The organism is Anaerococcus sp. Marseille-P3625 (genome assembly GCF_900232825.1).
GTDB lineage: Bacteria > Bacillota > Clostridia > Tissierellales > Peptoniphilaceae > Anaerococcus.
Window position 1 is genome coordinate 99,088 of record NZ_OCTP01000010.1, and the last position, 18,706, is coordinate 117,793.

Below are 18,706 nucleotides of genomic sequence, written 5' to 3' on the forward strand. Positions count from 1 at the left end.
TGTACAAGTCTAGACGTTTGAATTTGTCTAACGGCAATTACCATCAAAGATGGTGTGTTTGTGGATTAGTAAGAATGGTTGTTATGAAAGTCCATATATCGTTACAGGCGATAAGGCGAGAGCTAAACACAGGCTTAGAGGAAGAACCTAAACGTATTCAATGATAGGATTGTTGGAACGTGGTAAACCAAGAACATGGAAGCAGTCTAATGCTAGTGAAGTGTTAAATGGGAAAATGATAAGAAAAAGATCATATAACTATTTTTTATCTTGGTGAAAGTGGTGGCATAGTACCTATGAAGCGAGAATAATAAGCTCGTGGAGGGATAGCCACTAGTCACAAGAAAGAACAAGAACTGAAATTAAGATAAACACAGCTTCGAGTATGACAAAGAAAATCAAATCCGAAAGGAGATGGTGCCTGTGTCCACTTCGAAACAAAGATTAAAACAAAATAAAATCCGTTATACGGAATATTATGACTTGCAAGAAGTCCTTGATAATCTATATAAAGATAGCAGTGAGGATAAAGTATTTTCAAATTTAATGGGGTTAATAACTTCAAGAGAAAATATAAAACTAGCCTATCGAAGTATAAAAGGAAATAAAGGCAGTCACACAGCAGGAGTAGATGGAAGAACAATAAAACATCTATCAAGGCTAAATGAAGAAGAATACATTTCTCTCATACAAAAACAGTTTCATTGGTATAAACCACGCCCTGTAAAGAGAGTGGAGATACTAAAGCCTAATGGGAAAATAAGACCTTTAGGAATACCGACTATTGTAGACAGAATTGTACAACAATGTATTTTACAAATTTTAGAGCCAATATGTGAAGCCAAGTTTCATGACAGCTCCTATGGGTTTCGACCTAACAGGAGTACGGAACACGCTATTGCAGAATGTGCGAGACTAATGCAGATACAGCACTTACACTATGTAGTTGATATTGATATACAAGGATTTTTCGACAATGTATATCATGCAAAGCTCATAAGGCAACTTTGGAATTTGGGTATCCAAGACAAAAAGCTACTTTGTATCATTAAGGAAATGCTGAAAGCAGACATAGTTATGCCCGATAAAAAGGTAATTACACCAACAAAGGGAACACCACAAGGCGGTATATTATCACCGCTACTATCTAATGTAGTCTTGAACGAATTAGATTGGTGGGTTTCTTCTCAATGGCTGACAATGCCCACGCATTATCCATATAAACAGAGAACGAACAGTCAAGGAACAGAGATAAAAAGCCATACCTACAGAGCTTTAAGAACAAGCAACCTAAAAGAAATATACATTGTAAGGTATGCCGATGATTTCAAGATATTTTGCCGTAATTACTACGATGCAAAAAGAACCTATCAGGCAGTTACAAAATGGTTGCAAGACAGATTAAAACTAAATGTAAGTGAAGAAAAATCTAAAATAACAAATCTAAAACAAAGGTACTCGGAGTTCTTAGGCTTCAAGCTTAAGGTTAAACCAAAAGGCAAAAAGTTTGTTGTACAGTCGCATATAAGTGATAAGGCACTGAAAAATGCAAAAGAAAATATTTCTAAATGTGTTGCGGATATAAAGAGACCTGCAAATGAGAAAGAGCAGTACAAAGCAATAGCTAGGTATAATGCTACTGTTTCAGGCTTGCATAATTATTACCAAATAGCAACAAATGTGAGTATAGACTTTGCTAAAATAGCCTTTCACATTAAAAAGCAAATGAACAACAGGCTTGACTTAAAGACCAATGGGACATTAAATAAAGGATTTATCAAAGATAAGTATGGAAAAAGTAAACAACTTCGCTTCCTTAACGGACGCCCATTAATTCCAGTGGGGTATATCCAAACTAAGGACGCAAAACACAAGAAAAAAGATATAAACAAGTACACTGTAGAGGGTAGATCTTTAATTCATAAAAATCTACAAATTGATATAGACACTCTTGTTTGGTTAATGAAACACCCTGTACTTGATAAGAGTATAGAGTATGCAGACAATAGGATTTCGCTCTTTGCAGCTCAATATGGAAGATGTTTTGTAACAGGGAATAAATTAACACCAAGTGATATACATTGCCACCATAAACTACCACTTGAAAAAGGTGGTACAGACAAGTACAGCAATCTAATTCTTGTAACAGAAAAAGTGCATATACTAATCCATGCAACAAAAGAAGATACAATTCTAAAATATGTAAAAGAACTTGCCTTAACAGGTAAGCAAATTGAGAAATGTAATGAACTCAGAAAAATGATAGGATTGCCAACCATTTAAAAGAAATAACTAGTTGTTGAGAAGTGTGTAAATCTTAATTAAAACGTGAAAATCTTTCTTGCGATGGGGCGCCGTGTGCGGTGAAAGTCGCATGCACGGTGCTAAGCGGGGGAAAAGCTGGAAACACTGAAACTGTAGGCTTACCTATCGCAATCTGGTGCTAAATCTCAAGGTATTAAGCAGCTTATGGCTGGAGGGGGAATTGTACTCATAGGTTTAAAACTAATACCGCTATTAGCAAACGTGTTAAAATAAAATGTTTAATATAGTAGATAAGATCAAAGAGTTTTTTTCGGAGATACTTATTGATATGATCAAGGAAAATTTAAGCGGAATGCTCCTTGATATAAATGACAAAGTATCAACGATAGCAAATGAGGTAGGAAAGACTCCGAGTGGATGGAACTCGGAGGTTTTTCACTTCATAAAGTCTATTTCAGAAAATGTTATACTTCCCATAGCAGGTCTTATCATAACGGCTGTACTATGTATTGAATTAATTCAAATGGTAATGAACAAAAATAATATGCATGACACAGATACCTTTGATTTTTTTAAATATATGATAAAAATGTGGATAGCAGTATGGCTTGTATCTCATGCTTTTGACTTTTCTATGGCAGTATTTGATGTGGCACAGAATTTAATAGGAAAGGCAGCAGGTGTGGCAAATGCTAGTGCAAAAGTTTCTCCAGGTGATATAGCTAATATGGTAGATAGCCTAAAAGGAGAGTCAATAGGAAAATTAATGACTATAGTACTAGAGACATCAATTGTAAAGATGATAATTCAAGGGATATCAATACTCATTACAGTTATTCTATACGGCAGGATGATAGAAATATATATTTATACTTCAGTTTGCGCCATACCTTTTGCCACAATGGGTAATAAAGAATGGGGAAGTATTGGAACAAACTATATAAGAGGGCTCTTCGCACTTGGCTTGCAAGGTTTATTCTTGCTTATATGCGTAGGAATTTATGCCGTACTTGTTAAGGCTTTAAATATATCAGACATACACAAAAGTATTTTTGAATTACTAGGATACACATTAATACTTGGTATAACTATGATGAAATCAGGAAGTATTGCAAAATCAATTTTAAATGCTCATTAATAAAAAAGGAGAAGATGATGAAAATTAGAAGAAAAAAGGACAAAAAAATTAATTTAAAAACACTTGGAACAATAGGACTCCCAATACTTTTAATAGGGGGATATATTACAAGAGAAATACAAAATAGAATGATTATAAGAAAAGCATTGGAAGTTTTAGATAATAGAGAAGAAACGAATGAAAAAGTCTTAGAAATAGCAGTGAATATGGGGAAATCATTAGAAGATCTGAACAGAGAAGATATATATGGCTTTTACTTAGAGGGTTTAGAATAATGGCTTATGTAAATGTCCCAAAGGACTTAACAAAAGTAAAAACAAAGGTAGCTCTAAATCTAACAAAAAGACAATTAATTGGATTTACAATTGCAGGTCTAATAGGCTTTCCAGTATATTTAATGGTAAAAAAAGTGCTTCCTAATGACCTATCTATGTTAATTATGATAGGTGTGTCTTTTCCTATAATATTTGCAACTCTTTATGAAAAGGACGGGATCTATTTTGAAAAATATTTAAAGTATATTATAGATAAGAAAAGACAGACAAGTATAAGGATATACAAGACAGAATGTATTTATGATATAAAGAAACAAAGAAAGGAAAGGAGTAAATGAATCAAATACAGAAAAAACAACAGAAAAAATTAAATCAAGAAAAAAGAAATTTAAAAAAACAAAAAGAAGATTTAAAAAGCATTAGTATAAGTCAAAAAAAGATAAAAAAAGCAAATATTTCTAAAGAAAAAGGGAAGCCCAAAAAGAAGCTTTCCTTTTTTGGTGGGAAGAAGAAAAAGAGCGTTCAGGAAACAATCCCTTATTTAAGAATGTTGAGAAATGGGATTTGCCAAGTTGAGAAGAACAAATTTAATAAAATGATACGTTTTTTAGATATTAACTACCAGCTTTCAACAGAAGAAGATAAGGAAAGTATATTTAATGAATTTTCAAGTTTTTTAAACTATTTTGATCCAAGTGTTGATATAGAACTTTCATATATTAATCGCATAGGAAAAAATGAAGAAGTAGAAAAAAATATCAATGTTCCGGATAGAAACGATTCATATAATGAAATACGAAAAGAGTACAGGGAAATGCTAAAAAATCAGAGTCAAAAAGGAAATAATGGACTTACTAAATATATGTATATCACCTTTAGCTTACAAGCACAAGATTTAAAAGAGGCAACTACAAGACTTGAAAGAATGGAAATGGATATATTAAATAACTTTAAGCAGATGGGAGTAAAAGCTTATGTATTAAGTGGATATGAAAGGTTAAAGGTTATTCACGATATATTAAATCCGAATAAGAATTTTGTTTTTTCCTTTGAAGACCTAAAATATAGTGGACTATCTACTAAGGATTATATAGTACCAGCATCATTTAACTTTTCATCTAACAATCAATTTAAAATTGGAGAATACTTTGGAGAAGTAAACTTTCTACAAATTCTAGCACCTGAATTATCAGATAGATTATTATCAGAATTTTTAGGGGTTGAAGAAAATATGATTGTAACATTTCATATAAATTCCATTGATCAAACAGAAGCTATAAAGATGATTAAAAGAAAAATAACGGACTTGGATAAAATGAAAATTGAAGAAAATAAGAAGGCTATAAGATCAGGATATGACATTGATATTCTTCCAAGCGATTTAATTACCTACGGTAATGATGCTAAGAAACTGTTAGTAGAACTTCAAAATCATAATGAGAGAATGTTTGTCATAACTATTTTGTTTACAAATATGGAAAAAAGTAGAAAGAAATTGAGTAATATAATCTTTCAACTAAATTCAATAGCAGGTAGGCATAATTGTGTATTGAAAAATCTTAACTATAGACAGGAACAAGGGCTAATTTCCTCCCTACCACTTGGGAAAAATGAAATCGAAATAAAAAGAGGACTTACAACTAGCTCTACAGCAGTCTTTATTCCTTTTACAACAGAAGAGTTGTGCTTAGAAGGAGAGAGCTTATACTACGGATTAAATGCTTTAAGTCGTAACATCATTATGACAGATAGAAAGCTTTTAAAGAATCCAAACGGTTTAATACTTGGAACGCCTGGTAGTGGTAAATCTTTTTCGGCTAAAAGAGAAATTACCAATGCTTTTTTAATTACACAAGATGACATCATTATCTGTGATCCGGAAGGTGAGTATGGAAATTTAACTAAGGCACTAGGTGGAGAAGTTATAAAAATATCGCCAACAAGTAAGGATTATATAAACCCGTTGGATATAAATGTAGACTATGCCGATGAAGACAATCCCTTATCTTTAAAGTCTGACTTTATTCTTTCACTGTTTGAACTTGTAGTAGGAAAGGAAGGGTTAAGTGCAGAAGAAACTTCAGTAATTGATAGATGTCTTCCAATATTATATAAGGATTACTTCGACAATCCCATTTCTGAAAATATGCCAATTTTAGAAGATTTATATAATTTACTATTAAAACAAGAAGAAAATGTAGGGAAAAAATTAGCGGTAGAAATGGAAATTTATGTCAAAGGCAGCCTCAATGTATTTAACCATAGGACTAATGTAGATACAGGAAATAGAATTCTTTGTTATGACATTAAGGAATTAGGAAAGCAACTTAGAAAAATAGGTATGTTAATTGTTCAAGATCAAGTGTGGAATAGAGTAACTATTAATAGAAATAAGAAGGAAACCAGATATTACTGTGACGAATTCCATTTGCTTTTAAGAGAAGAACAAACAGCCTCATATTCCATAGAAATTTGGAAGAGATTTAGAAAATGGGGCGGGATTCCAACAGGATTAACACAAAATGTAAAGGACCTTTTAGCCAGTCCCGAAATAGAAAATATATTTGATAACACTGATTTTATCTTAATGCTTAATCAAGCTAGTGGTGATAGGGAAATTTTAGCGAACAAGTTAAATATATCTCTTTATCAGTTATCCTACGTCACAAATTCCAATGAGGGAGAGGGATTACTATTCTACGGAAACACAATAGTACCTTTTGTAGATAGATTTCCTAAAGATACAAAATTGTATAAGTTAATGACAACTAAACCAGAAGAATTAAAGGAAGGGATAGAAATTGATAGACAGAGAGAAGTTAAAAACTAACTATATTATTAATTTAGATGCAATTTCTGCTCTAAAGGAATTTCCAGACAAAACATTTGATTGCTGTATTACATCTCCTCCATATTATGGACTTAGAGATTATAAAGCAGAAGGACAAATTGGAAGAGAAGAAAGTCCGGAGGAATATTTAAATAAATTAATTGAAGTCTTTAGAGAAGTAAAAAGAGTATTAAAAAAAGAAGGAACACTTTGGGTAGTTATTGGAGATTCTTATGCAGGGACAAGAAGCAAAAAAGAATATAAAGATCCTAAAAACATAGAAGGAAGAAGTGGTCAAAAAGAGTCTATTACAGAAAAACTCAGTGGCTACAAGGCAAAAGACTTAATGGGGATACCTTGGCAACTAGCTTTAAAATTAAGAGAGGACGGTTGGTATTTACGAAGCGATATTATTTGGCATAAGGAAAATGCCATGCCTGAGTCTTGTAGAGATAGACCATCAAGGTCTTATGAACATATCTTCCTACTATCAAAAGCAAGAAAGTATTTCTATAACTTTGACGCTATGAAAGAACCAATAAAAGAAATAAGCAAGAAAAGATATATGAGGGCAAGAGGAAAAAATAATAAGTATTTACAAGAAGGTACAGGAGCTAAAATACAGAGCATAAATGAAGCAAGAGAGTATGGAGAATATATAGGAGATAATGTCCCTAAGTTTAGAAACAATAGAGATATTTGGACTATTAACACCAGTGCATTTAAAGGAAAACACTATGCGGTATTTCCACCAAAACTGGTAGAACTTTGTATAAAAGCAGGATGTCCTAAAAAAGGCTTGATTCTTGATCCCTTTATGGGTTCAGGAACTGTTGGAATGGTAGCTATTAGGATGGACAGAGAATATATTGGAATCGACATAAACAAAGATTACTGTCAAATAGCTAAAGAAAGGATTGAGAAAAATATTAAATAGGAGGTGTATATGAAAAAGAAAGGGAAAGTAAACCCAAGAGATGTACCAAAGACCAAGCTTATATCAGAAAAGAAAGAAGAAAGTAATGAAAAATTCAGTAATACAGAGAGACCATCAGATTTTTCAAAAAAAGAAATAAATAAAGTAAAAAGCAGGAACAACATAGACAATAATGTTGAAAACTCTAAATATTACTCAGATCATTTGCAAGAAAATAGTCAGAATTTATTCAAAGAAAAAGAAAAGCCAAATAGAGAAAGAAGACAAAGAAAAATCCATGAGGAAAAACTTGCAGAAGCCTCATATCATAATGAATATCAGCCGGAATATTCGCAACGGCAGCATAGAAAAATGGAAGAAAATGAGGAAAGTAGATATGGTGAATATCACGGGCAAGAAACAGAATATAGGCTAAGTAATTTTAAAGAAGATTTTAATGATGGAGTAATTTCAACTAACTCTAATATAAAAAGTAGCATTTCTCCTCAAAAAAATTGCAAGGGGAATAGTAATTTAAAATGGAAGAAAAACGTTGAGAGTGAAAGTTTTAATGATGTGCCAGAGAAAAAAATAAGGAGATTTAGAAAAGAAGATAAGAATTTTAATAGAGAGGTAAGTTCAACATATGATCCATTATCACAGGACTCAGATAATGATGGTGTCATAGATCGCTATGACATGAACTTTAGTGATAGCAATGTATCCTATAGGGATACAAGAGATGACTATAAGTATTTACCATCTTCTGATGTGCAAAGAAAAAATTGGGATGGTTATTCTATTCTTGGTAAGAAAGGGAAAGAAAGCTTTCAAAAAAACACCTTTAAAAAACATTATCAATCTCAAAGTCAGTTTAAGGATAAAGGGGAAAAAGCAGAATTAAAATCTTTAAATGGGAAGTTTAGAAGAAAAGATCTATCATATAAGGCAAATGAAGAAGATAAAAAAATAATTCAAGACCTGAATACTAATAAAAAACAAAATAGCAAATATTTCAAAGGCAAAGTTAGAAATTCAGAAGAAAAAAATATGCTAATGGGTAGGGTTTCTAGTGGGAAATTTAGACAGGATAGCCTATCTGAAGGATTTAAAAGTGAATCTGAAAAAAATAAAGATAAATATAATATAAATAAAAAGAATCAAGAAAAAATAGGCACGAAAAAAGAAATCTTCAAACAGGAAAAAAACGTAATAAAAAATGAGAATCTTGAAGTAGATGAACTTGATTTAAATCATAGTGGCATTTCTAATAAAAACAAGGGAAAGAAAAGACAAATAAAAGACGCTTTTGATAATACTATAAAGAAAAGCAACTTTGATCCAAAGAAAGAATACACCAGGACAAAAAAAGAAGTACAGGATTCTAAAAATGTATCTGAAGAAAATAAGGTAGATACAAAAAATAAAACTAAATTCCATTCTAAAAAAGATAACAAAAGTGAAAAAGATAAGTTTTATAAAAAGGAAGATAAAATATCAAAACTATATGAGAAAAAGAATAAAAAGGAAAAAGAGTTAATTAAGGATAAGAAAAAGTCAAAAAAAGCGGGTTTAGAAAAACCTATTACTTTTGCGAGTGCTATGACGGCAAACTATCTATATAGTGGGAAAGATGATAATGCAGGCGTTAACGCTGCTTATAAGCTTAGTAGAACTACCGAAGTTGTAGGTAGAGAAATTAGCCATTTTAGAAGAAAAAAACCTTTAAAAACTCAAAGAAAAATAAAATCTTTAGAAGGAAAAATTTATAAGAAAGAAAGTAAACTTCTCTTTCAAAGAAATTTTGAAGAATTGAAGAAGACTAAAGCTTATCAAAACTCTAATAAATTGAATCGATTTTTTATGAAAAAGAAGTTTCAGAGAGATTTTAGGAAGAAACACGGGGAAGGTTTAGTAAATAGAATAAAGAAATCTTTCGCTAATATTGGAAAGAAAACATTGGAAGTTTTAAAAAACAAAGGATATAAGCAAATTTTAATTGCCCTTTGTATTTTAGGACTTTTTTTTATGCTATTTCAAGGAATTAGCAATGTTGGCAGTCTTACTTCAGGATTAACAAGTAATGTTATAGCTACAAGCTATCTATCAAAAGAAGAAGTTTTAATGGATATTAATAATGAATTTACAAGTTATGAATATGCATTACAAGATGAAATAGATAGTATTAAAGAAAATTATCCAAATTATGATGAATATCATATAAAAGGAGATTCTGTCGGTCATGATCTACACGAGCTTTTTAGCTATTTAACAGCAAGATATGGAGAGATTAAGTCAGCTGAAGAGATACAAAAGGAATTAAAAAAACTATTTAATCAAATGTATGAGAAAAAATATACTTCAAAGTCTATTACAAAATATGACAGTGAAGGAAATCCATATACCTATAGAATTCTAACATTAACTATAAAAAAGAAAAGTATTGATGAAATAGCAAGAGAAGAATTTGCAAACTATGAAACAAATATGGCTCATTATTTAGCTTTACTTGAGAGTCAGGGAAATATGAGTGGATATTTTGGATCAAGCTATGGGAACTTGGGAGAGATTATAGACAATCCAAACTTTGGAAATCCCGGTCTTGCTTTTGATTCTGAAACTGCCAAAGCCTTATTTAATGAAGCAGAAAAACATATAGGTAAAAGATATGTGTTTGGAGCAAGTGGACCATCTAACTTTGACTGTTCAGGTTTTGTATGTTGGTCATTTACAAAGTCTGGTGTAAAGAGAATGCCAAGAACTACAGCTTGGCTTATTTATAAAAATTATTGTAATCCAATATCTCCAAGCGAGGCAAAACCCGGTGATATTATTTTCTTTAAAGGCACATATAATTCGGGTACGCCAATTTCTCACGTAGGGATATATGCCGGAAATGGAATGATGCTCCATGCAGGAGATCCTATCCAATATACCAGTATAAACTCAAGATATTGGAAAAATCACTTTTATTCCTTTGGTAGACCAAAATAAGGGGAAGGAGTAAAAATCTATGAATAAAAAATTAAATAGAAACATAGAAAAACAGAAGAATTTAAGAAAGAAAAAAGAAGAAATTGAAATAGAACTTCAGTTATTAGCAGAGGAACAAGAAGAAATAGAAAATTTAGAGGTCATCAAGGAATTTCGAAGTCGAAAAATATCTCTTGATGAATTTTTATTTATTGTTAGAAAAAATAAGGAAGAAGAAAATAGAGAAAGACAAGAACTTAAAAGAAAAGATACAAATGAAAGTGAGGAAAATTTATGAAAAAAATAACCAGTGGAATTTTAGCTGTGATAATGCTACTTGTAAGTCTAGTGAATATAGTGGCTGTAAGTCCTGTATATGCAAATACAGATGCTAAGGTAGAATGGACGGAAGATGATTTTATGTATTCCTCTGAGGGAAATATAATTGCTTTTAGTGATAAAGGCTTAGAAAAGAAAGAAAAGACAAATGTTCTAGTATTTCCTGAAGGAACGAAGTCTATAAATGGAAATTATTCTTTAAGTCATTCAAACGATGAACTTAGATATAAAAGAGAATTTGGACGTGGCAAACATTGGGATAAAGTAATTATTCCTGATTCTGTTAAGCATTTAGGCTATGCTGCCTTTTACGATGCAAGTATAGACGAGGTAAAACTATCAAATAGTCTAACTTATCTTGGTGGTTTAGCATTTTTCAATTGTGGACTTAGAGAAGTGACTTTACCTGATACTTTGGTAAATATTGAACATAATGCTTTTGAAAGAAATAACCTCCAAGAAATAACTATACCGAAGTCTGTGAAGACAATTGAACAGTATGCTTTTTCGAGAAATAAATTGCACACTATAAAAGTTTTAGGCAATCCAAATATTAACAGTAAGGGAGTATTCCATAATCAAGAAGTTGAATATAGACCAAAACAAAATCCATTTTACGAAAATCATTTTGGTTTCAACGGAAATCAAGGATTTAAATCTATTCCTAATGGATTAAGTTATGAAAATGGAGAGTTTGTCTTTGATAAGAATGTAGATAGTGTAGAACTTGAATTTGATTATAACAATGATATGTATCAAGGAAAGATGACTATATACAATCCAAATAAATATTCCGTTGATACTCAAACAGATTTAACAGGACAAGATATTGATGAAAAGGACAATAAGATTGATGATTTAACTAAAAACATTAAGGATTTAGAAAATCAGATCAAAGATTTAAATGATAAAAAACAAGAAGACCAATCAAAGATAGATGAGTTAAAGGAAAAGTTAGAATCTTGCAAAGATAATGGAGAGAAACTAAAACAAGAAAAAGCTAAGCTAGAAGAAGAGATTAGAAATAAAGATAATAAGATTGCTCAATTGAATAAAGAAATTGAGGAACTTAAAAATTCTAACAATGATGAACTAATAGCAGAAATTACTCAGCTTAAAGATGAATTAAAAAGATTACAAGATGAAAATGCAAAACTAAAAGAAGATTATTCATCTACAAAATGGGAGTTAGAAGTCGAGAAAGAAAAGACCGATAAAAACGAAAATAAAATTAAAGAAATGCAAGAAAAGCTCGAGTCTTTAGAAGGGGAACTTGCAAAGAAGACTAAAGAAATTGAAGATAAAGACAATAGAATTAAGGACTTAGAAAAAGCTCTTGATGAAAAAGATACTAAGATAAAAGACCTTGAGTCTAAAAAGAAAGAGACAGAAAATTCTAAGTCAGAATGCTGTAAAAAAATTGAAGAGCTTCAAAAGACTATTGATAGTTTAAAAGAATCTTCTGAAAATACAAAAAAAGAATTAGAAGATAAGATTAAAGGACTAGAAGAAAAACAAAAAGCTTCTGAAGAAGAAATTAAAAAGCTAAAAGAAGAATTAGATAAGAAAATCGAAGAAGCAAAGAAGTTAATCGAGGAAGCAAATAAAAAATCGAAAGAAGAACTTGAAAAACAAGCTAAAGATGAAAAAGACAAAAACCTAAACCAAGACTTATCTAAAAAATTAGATGAACTTCTAAAACTTCAAAAAGAAAATAAAGAGAAGAAAGAAGATAAGAAATCTCAAGACAAAAAGTGGGACGAACTTTTAAAAGCTGATGACAAAAATATCCTAAATCAATTTGATCTTAATAAGATGAAAAAGCAAGAGGAACAACAAAACAAAAAACAAGTTAAAGATGAAAAAGAATTTGCAGTTTTTCAAGTAGACAAAAACTTCTATAACATTATAAAAGATGGAAAGAAAACTACTGTGTATATGGATGTAAAAGCATATATTAAGGATAATCGCATTATGCTACCTGTTAGATATGCAGCCTATACTCTTGGGTTTAATGTAGAATATGATGATAGTAAGAGAGAGGCTATTTTTTCAAATAAAGAAAATACAGCCTTACCTAAAAAAACTCTAAGATTAAATATAGATACTGGTGTTATGAAAGATAGTCAAGGAAACATTTATCATTCTGACACTAAACCTGTAATTATAAATGGAAGAATTCACGCATCTATTTCCAATATAGCTAAAGCTTTTAATGCAAGCTGTGGGGATATAAGAGATGAAAAAGATCAAAGTATAGAATGGGATAATAGCAGAAAGGCAGTTTATGTCTTTAAGAATATAAAGTAAGAAAAGGAGATAACTATGAAGAAAAAAAGATTAGGGGTAGCCTTAGTGCTACTCCTTTTACTATTAAGTATGCCAAGCATATCCATAGCTAAGAGCAATGATAATGAAATAAAAAATCAGTCAAATGATATTTATTTGCCAGAAAAAAGTAAAGAATTAGAAAGCTTATTTGATGAAGATATATATGAACCATCTAATGAGAGTCAAAAAATTCCTTATCAGGAAGTGCCGAAAATACAAGAAAATAACATAAAAAATGAGCAAGTAGATAAAAAAGAAAAGCCATCTAAACTTGTTAAAGGTGGCAATATTAAAGCAATTAATCCATTAGCTACAAAAGAAAATAAGGCAAGAGGAACAGTTATAGAAAATGTAGATAAAAATGGACAGGATATTACACCGAAAGTAGAAGATCAAACATCAAGAGATGAAAAAAAGGAAAATCCAATAGATGTTAGACAATTTTTAACCTTTCAAACAAAGAGTGGAAAAACTATGCACCTCATTGTAGATCATTCGGAAAATCAAGAAAATGTACAATTACTAACAGAAGTTGGAGAACAAGATCTACTAAATATGATTGAAGGAGAAAGTGAAGTAAAGCCAAAAGAAGAAGTAGTGAAAAAAGAAGAACCGGTGGAGGAAAAACCGAAGAAAGAGGAGAAAGAAGAAAAGAAATCAGGGGTAGGACTTTATTTATTTATGGGTTTAATTATTGTTGGTGTAATGGGTGCAGGATATTACTTCAAAATCTATAAAAAAAATGAAGAAGCAAGTTTTGAAGATGAGCAAGATTATAATGAATTAGAAGATGATTATGAATCTGAAGGGGAGGATTATGATCTTGAAGATAAGGAAGATACAGAAATTATTCCAGATGAAGATGAATTTTAATCTTCTCAATGATTTAAGCAGTAGATTAAGGACAACAATAAACTCAATTATCGTGTAAATTTATAAACATATGATAGAAAAGTACAATTAGAATTCTGGAACTTTAATAAAAAACGATGAACAAAACGACAGCACAAACTTAATATATAAGTAAAGCTAAGTTGAAATGATTGATTGTATAATTAAGAATTTGATATAGATAAAATCATAAGTTTAATGAGAATGCTAAAAACGGATCAAGCTTTTTTATACAGATGGAATTCTTATTCGAAGAAAAATCTTTATGCTAGAGACATAAAGTTTGAAGATGTAATAGATAATGGAATAAATATTATAGAAAAAATAAAAAATCAGTAGAGCTATAAAAAGATGAGGGATTGAAAATTTAATCTCTCATTTTTTTATTAAAAAATTAAAGGAGGAAAAATGAAATTAGTAATCGCAGAAAAACCAAGTGTTGCAGCATCAATAGCAAAAGTTATAGGAGCAAAAAATAGAAATAATGGATATTATGAGGGGGATGGATACATTGTTTCATGGTGTGTTGGACATTTAGTACAAATGGCAAATCCTGATGTGTATGATGAAAGATATAAGAAGTGGAGAATTGAAGATTTACCTATTATCCCAAAAGAATACAAGTATGAGGTAACGAAGACAACTAAAAAACAGTTTAATATTCTTAAAAGACTAATGAATAGTAATGAAGTTGACACCATTATTAATGCTTGTGATGCTGGTAGAGAAGGAGAAGCTATCTTTAGACTTGTATATATGATGGCAAATTGTAAGAAGAAAATGAAACGTCTTTGGATTTCCTCAATGGAAGACTCTTCCATAAAAGAAGGATTTAGCAACTTAAAAGATGGAAGTAATTATGATAATCTTTTTGATTCAGCTAAAGCTCGTGCCATAGCTGATTGGCTTGTTGGAATGAACATAAGTAGACTTTACTCCTGTCTATATAATGAAAATTATAGTGTAGGCAGAGTACAAACACCAACTTTATCAATGATTGTGAATAGAGATGATGAGATAAATAGTTTTAAAAAAGAAAAATATTATACAGTGGAGATTTCTATGAATGGATTTACACTGTCGACAGATAGAATTGATGACAAGATAGTGGCAGAGCAGCTTAAAAATTTAATCGGAGAAAAAATTGAAATAACCGATGTAATTAAAAAAGAAAAGATTACAAAGCCTAATCTGCCCTTTGATCTAACAACACTTCAAAGAGAATGTAATAAGTATTTTGGATACAGTGCAAAACAAACCCTAGATTATGCCCAAAGCCTGTATGAAAAGAAGTATATTACCTATCCACGAACAGATTCAAGATATTTGACAGTAGACATGATAGAAAGCACTGTAAATAATATTATAGGGAAAAATGATTTTGATACAGAAAGAATTAAGGTTGTTTTTAATACTGAAAAAGTTACAGATCATCATGCAATAATTCCAACGATAAGTTCGTTAAATAAGGATATTTCAGATCTTCCGGAAAGTGAAGCCAAAGTATATAGACTTATAACAAATAAACTCTATGCAAGTTTTGGATATCCTCTTGTAGAAAATACAACAAAGATAGTGGCTGAATTTGACGGGTTTGAATTTATAAACACTTATAAAATAATTGCTGAAGAAGGATTTACAAAATATTTAGAAGAATATAAATCAAAGAAGAAAGAAGATATACAACTTCCTGATGTAAAAATAGGAGATTTTTTATATATTGAAAATAAAGATATAAAAGAGAAGTATACAAATCCACCTAAACACTTCACTGAAGACACACTCTTAAAAGCAATGGAAATAGCTGGGAATGATGAATTAGTTAATGATGTTGAAGTTGAGAGAAAAGGACTTGGTACTCCTGCTACAAGAGCGGGAATAATAGAAAATTTGATATACAAAGGTTATATAAAAAGAGAAAAGAAAAATCTAATATCAACTAGAAAGGGATTAAACCTAGTGACTATAGTTATAGATGAGTTTAAATCTCCAAAGACAACAGCAAAATGGGAAATGAGATTAAGTGATATAGCAAAGGGTAAGGAATATAAAGAGAATTTTTTAAAAGAAATTGAAGAAGAAATAAAAAATACTATATGTAAATATTATAAGTAAATTAATTATAAAAAATTGAATACGGTTATAGGAATGAAGAAAGGAGTGATTTTTGAAAGAAATAGGGTATAATTAAATGATAAAAGAATAGCAATTAGGAAATTTACTGATTTGACATAACTATAAATATACGTTATACTCTTATCAGATAAAGATGGTGTCCCGCTACCGTTAAAGGTGGAACATTAAAGAAGGTGTCTCACTACCTATATCCCAAAGGTGAAGCATTAAAGCAAACAGAGAGGATAAAACCTCTCTGTTTTTTTAGGATAAAACAATGCTAGAAGTTATTAAATATGGATTTTATACTGTAAATTCCGATTACCTTGAATGTCTAAATAAAGTGGATTCAGAAGTTTATTATAATCCATCGTATAGAAACAGTATAAAACCATTTGTTGGAATTATTGTTGGCATAGAAAATTATAATTATTTTATTCCAATTTCTTCTGCAAAGGAAAAACATAAAAAATGCAAGAATGTTTCTGATGAGCATTTTTTGATTTATGAAGTGATCGATAATAGTATTACTATAGATGGAGATATTTACAAATATTATTCTGATAGAGAAAAAATGCACATATTATCTATATTGGATATTAAGAAAATGATTCCTGTACCGACTGATTGTTATGAAAGAATTGATTTTAACGAACTTAAAGATATCAGATATAAAGACTTATTTCAAAAAGAATATGCTTTTTGTTTAAAAATAAAAACAAAGATCTTGATAAAGGTAGAAAAAATATACAAAAATCAAAAGAAAACAGGAATTATAAGAAGAGCAAATTGCAATTTTTCAAAGTTAGAAAAGGCAATGTTGGATTGGAAGCAATAGAATAAAGGCAGTTAGAGCGATTTGAAAAGTAAAAAATTTCAATCGTTTTTTTATTGCAATAAAAAGATAGCGTAAATGACATTTTAAAGTTATCTTTTGCTTACAGAAATTTAAAAAATAGAAAGAAATAAAGTTTAATAAATAAATATATAAAAATTTAGTTCATTTTTATCACTATAATGAGGAGGGATAAAATGCCAAGATATGATATAGTAGATTTAAGCAGAACAATCTATCTTGCAAAAGAAGAATTTAAGAAAGATATAAAAAAATATGAGGAATATTTAAAGGTATCAGGCAATAACTATAAGTATCCATATATGCATCAAATATCTATATACAATATGGATCCAAAAGCAACAGCCTGTGCAGAATTTGATTATTGGAAAAGTATAGGTAGAAGCGTTAAAAGAGGCGAAAAAGGAATACCACTTTTAGATATAGATAGTAGAAGGATAAAATATATATTCGACATAAGGCAAACGGTAAGTATTAATCATAATATTTCTGAGGTAAAGTTATGGAAATATGATACCAAAAAGCATTTAAACTTACTAGATGAAATGATAGATAAGTTTAAAGAAAAAGATAGTAAGCTTCTATTAAGCCAAGAAGATAAAATTGCTGCCTTAGTAGAAAGTAATGTTAGAGGAAAATTCAATAAAATTTTAGAAAGTCTATCTGATGAAAGTTTAAAAAGCATTCAAAAGGTAGACCTTTTTAATTTGTTAAAAGAATCCGTAAAAATTTCCATAAGCGAGAGAATGGAGGTCTCATATCAGCTAAAAGAAGAAAACTTATCTTTACTGTCTAAAATATCAAGTTCGGACATAGACAAAGTATTAAGTATAAGTGCTAATATAAGTAAAAATATCTTACTTGATTTGGGAAGTGAAATAAAAAGATTAGAAATTTTAGAGAAAATTCAAGAAAGAAAAGATTTGGAGCAGACAAAAGAGCTTAAGGAGCGTTATAATAAATTAAGTTCTGATATAAACGGTGAAATAAATTTTAAAGGAGGCTTGGAAGATGAAAGAGAAATTAACATTGGCAGGCAAGGAATACCTCATGGAGGAGGGGATTTACACACCAATCGTCAAGGAGAATTCCTTCGAGAGACAGGGAGGGACATACAAGATGGAAGAATTGGAGGAAGGCATGGAAGTCCTAATACCCAATATGGCAATTCCCAAGGAAATAGATTTAAAGAAACTCAACAGATGGGGAAGGATGAGATTGAACTTTCTCAAGGAGAACAAAGAAGAGGATTATCAGATAATGTATTTGCAAGGGACATTGATGGATCATCTTCTATCAAAGGAAAAAGAGATAGAGGACTTTATAACGAGGGAAGAAGTCAAAATGATGGAAACTTGGGGTCTGACAGAAGAACTGAAAGAAGAGGACTATCTGAAATATCTGAGATTGAAGAAGAACATGGATATGACCCTACAAGAAATAGGGGAAAAGGAGATAATCTTAATCTAAAAAATGAGGAAGTAGAGTCTACTTCCTTTTTTTCTGCTAAAAATCAGGGAGAGCAAATATCCTTCTCAAATCCAATAAGTCAAAGAGAAATAGATACATTTTTAATTCATGGAGGAAATCATGAAGATGGAAGATTGGCAGTAATAGCAGAATTTTCTAAGGGTAAATCTTTAGAAGAACAGGCAAACTTTTTGAAAGAAATATATAGGGGAGCCAATGGTCTTGAAATTGAAGGAAGAAAGATATCTGCATGGTTTGGAAAGGAAGGAGCAATTTTTAAAGATGGAGATGAGGCAAGATATAGAGA

Annotated in this window: 14 protein-coding genes and 1 pseudogene; all 15 read left to right on the forward strand. The window is 30.4% G+C overall.

Annotation, left to right across the window (positions count from 1 at the left end):
* Positions 1 to 423 precede the first annotated feature (423 nt).
* The 15 genes and pseudogenes from ltrA (at position 424) to CS884_RS10885 (ending at position 18,399) form a co-directional block, all read left to right on the forward strand.
* Positions 424 to 2,283 (forward strand): group II intron reverse transcriptase/maturase, encoded by a 1,860-nt coding sequence (ltrA, locus tag CS884_RS01810; RefSeq protein WP_099320160.1) that lies wholly within the window; start codon positions 424 to 426, stop codon positions 2,281 to 2,283.
* A 156-nt stretch (positions 2,284 to 2,439) separates the two neighbouring features.
* Positions 2,440 to 2,538 (forward strand): annotated as a pseudogene (locus CS884_RS01815) (Maff2 family mobile element protein); the annotation flags it as partial.
* Position 2,539: 1 nt separating this feature from the next.
* Positions 2,540 to 3,403 carry a VirB6/TrbL-like conjugal transfer protein, CD1112 family gene (locus CS884_RS01820; RefSeq protein WP_099320389.1) on the forward strand — a complete coding sequence of 288 codons (864 nt, stop codon included), beginning with the start codon at positions 2,540 to 2,542 and terminating at the stop codon, positions 3,401 to 3,403.
* A 17-nt stretch (positions 3,404 to 3,420) separates the two neighbouring features.
* Positions 3,421 to 3,678, forward strand: a complete 258-nt coding sequence (locus tag CS884_RS01825) for a hypothetical protein (protein WP_099320390.1) — start codon at positions 3,421 to 3,423, stop codon at positions 3,676 to 3,678.
* On the forward strand, positions 3,678 to 4,016 hold the full coding sequence (locus tag CS884_RS01830; RefSeq protein WP_002838958.1) for a PrgI family protein: 339 nt from the start codon (positions 3,678 to 3,680) through the stop codon (positions 4,014 to 4,016). Before CS884_RS01825 ends, CS884_RS01830 begins: the two co-directional genes overlap by 1 nt.
* Positions 4,013 to 6,508 (forward strand): VirB4-like conjugal transfer ATPase, CD1110 family, encoded by a 2,496-nt coding sequence (locus CS884_RS01835; protein WP_099320391.1) that lies wholly within the window; start codon positions 4,013 to 4,015, stop codon positions 6,506 to 6,508. The genes CS884_RS01830 and CS884_RS01835 overlap by 4 nt, the downstream gene beginning before the upstream one ends.
* Complete coding sequence (locus tag CS884_RS01840) at positions 6,480 to 7,445, forward strand: site-specific DNA-methyltransferase (RefSeq protein ID WP_099320392.1); 966 nt, start codon at positions 6,480 to 6,482, stop codon at positions 7,443 to 7,445. The genes CS884_RS01835 and CS884_RS01840 overlap by 29 nt, the downstream gene beginning before the upstream one ends.
* Before the next feature lie 9 nt (positions 7,446 to 7,454).
* The gene (locus CS884_RS01845; protein ID WP_099320393.1) at positions 7,455 to 10,418 is read left to right on the forward strand and encodes a C40 family peptidase; all 2,964 of its coding nucleotides are present in this window, start codon (positions 7,455 to 7,457) and stop codon (positions 10,416 to 10,418) included.
* Positions 10,419 to 10,437: 19 nt separating this feature from the next.
* Positions 10,438 to 10,695, forward strand: coding sequence for a hypothetical protein (locus tag CS884_RS01850; protein WP_099320394.1), 258 nt, complete (start codon positions 10,438 to 10,440; stop codon positions 10,693 to 10,695).
* Complete coding sequence (locus CS884_RS01855; RefSeq protein ID WP_099320395.1) at positions 10,692 to 13,046, forward strand: leucine-rich repeat protein; 2,355 nt, start codon at positions 10,692 to 10,694, stop codon at positions 13,044 to 13,046. Before CS884_RS01850 ends, CS884_RS01855 begins: the two co-directional genes overlap by 4 nt.
* Positions 13,047 to 13,061: 15 nt before the next feature.
* Entirely contained in the window at positions 13,062 to 13,940 is an 879-nt protein-coding gene (locus CS884_RS01860; protein ID WP_099320396.1) for a CD1107 family mobile element protein, read from the forward strand.
* A gap of 216 nt (positions 13,941 to 14,156) precedes the next feature.
* The gene (locus tag CS884_RS10565) at positions 14,157 to 14,297 is read left to right on the forward strand and encodes a hypothetical protein (protein WP_170111634.1); all 141 of its coding nucleotides are present in this window, start codon (positions 14,157 to 14,159) and stop codon (positions 14,295 to 14,297) included.
* 69 nt (positions 14,298 to 14,366) lie between these two features.
* Positions 14,367 to 16,073: a DNA topoisomerase 3 gene (locus CS884_RS01865; protein WP_099320397.1), complete on the forward strand. Its 1,707-nt coding sequence runs from the start codon at positions 14,367 to 14,369 to the stop codon at positions 16,071 to 16,073.
* A gap of 277 nt (positions 16,074 to 16,350) precedes the next feature.
* Entirely contained in the window at positions 16,351 to 16,911 is a 561-nt protein-coding gene (locus tag CS884_RS01870) for a type III toxin-antitoxin system ToxN/AbiQ family toxin (protein ID WP_099320398.1), read from the forward strand.
* A 1,179-nt stretch (positions 16,912 to 18,090) separates the two neighbouring features.
* Positions 18,091 to 18,399 (forward strand): TnpV protein, encoded by a 309-nt coding sequence (locus tag CS884_RS10885; RefSeq protein ID WP_369122520.1) that lies wholly within the window; start codon positions 18,091 to 18,093, stop codon positions 18,397 to 18,399.
* The last annotated feature ends 307 nt before the right edge of the window (positions 18,400 to 18,706 follow it).

Excerpts from the sequence above, each read along its gene's own strand:
- CS884_RS01820 (WP_099320389.1), top strand. The coding sequence starts at position 2,540 with ATGTTTAATATAGTAGATAAGATCAAAGAGTTTTTTTCGGAGATACTT.
- CS884_RS01825 (WP_099320390.1), top strand. The coding sequence starts at position 3,421 with ATGAAAATTAGAAGAAAAAAGGACAAAAAAATTAATTTAAAAACACTT.
- CS884_RS01830 (WP_002838958.1), top strand. The coding sequence starts at position 3,678 with ATGGCTTATGTAAATGTCCCAAAGGACTTAACAAAAGTAAAAACAAAG.
- CS884_RS01835 (WP_099320391.1), top strand. The coding sequence starts at position 4,013 with ATGAATCAAATACAGAAAAAACAACAGAAAAAATTAAATCAAGAAAAA.
- CS884_RS01845 (WP_099320393.1), top strand. The coding sequence starts at position 7,455 with ATGAAAAAGAAAGGGAAAGTAAACCCAAGAGATGTACCAAAGACCAAG.
- CS884_RS01850 (WP_099320394.1), top strand. The coding sequence starts at position 10,438 with ATGAATAAAAAATTAAATAGAAACATAGAAAAACAGAAGAATTTAAGA.
- CS884_RS01855 (WP_099320395.1), top strand. The coding sequence starts at position 10,692 with ATGAAAAAAATAACCAGTGGAATTTTAGCTGTGATAATGCTACTTGTA.
- CS884_RS01860 (WP_099320396.1), top strand. The coding sequence starts at position 13,062 with ATGAAGAAAAAAAGATTAGGGGTAGCCTTAGTGCTACTCCTTTTACTA.
- CS884_RS10565 (WP_170111634.1), top strand. The coding sequence starts at position 14,157 with ATGAGAATGCTAAAAACGGATCAAGCTTTTTTATACAGATGGAATTCT.
- CS884_RS01865 (WP_099320397.1), top strand. The coding sequence starts at position 14,367 with ATGAAATTAGTAATCGCAGAAAAACCAAGTGTTGCAGCATCAATAGCA.
- CS884_RS01870 (WP_099320398.1), top strand. The coding sequence starts at position 16,351 with ATGCTAGAAGTTATTAAATATGGATTTTATACTGTAAATTCCGATTAC.
- CS884_RS10885 (WP_369122520.1), top strand. The coding sequence starts at position 18,091 with ATGGCAATTCCCAAGGAAATAGATTTAAAGAAACTCAACAGATGGGGA.